Annotated in this window: 1 protein-coding gene; it reads right to left on the reverse strand. The window is 68.0% G+C overall.

The window, feature by feature from the left end; genetic code table 11:
- The coding region (locus AB4Z02_RS19365) for an ATP-binding cassette domain-containing protein (RefSeq protein ID WP_441973011.1) at window positions 1-359 on the reverse strand (359 nt) is incomplete at both ends.

Consider the following 359-nt stretch of genomic DNA (forward strand, 5'->3'; position numbering starts at 1 on the left):
GCGGTGGCGAGGAGCTCCCGGTCATGCGATACCAGGAGGACGGTCTTGTTCGTCGCGAGGAGCTGCTGTTCCAGCCAGCGCTTGGCCGGAACGTCTAGGTAGTTGTCCGGCTCGTCGAGCAGGAGCACCTGCTCCGGTCCGCGCAGCAGGCACTCCAGCACGAGCCGCTTCTGCTCCCCGCCGGAGAGGGAGCCCAGCTCCCGGTACTGCGCGCGCTCGAACGGGACTCCGAGCGCGGCCATCGTGCAATGGTCCCAGACGGTCTCTTCGTCGTAGCCGCCCGCATCCGCGTATTCGGCCAACGCAGCGGCATACGCCAGCTGGGTGTCGGTCTCGTCGCGTTCCAGGATGGCCAGCTC

This window comes from Pedococcus sp. 2YAF34, assembly GCF_052114585.1.
Classification (GTDB): domain Bacteria; phylum Actinomycetota; class Actinomycetes; order Actinomycetales; family Dermatophilaceae; genus Pedococcus.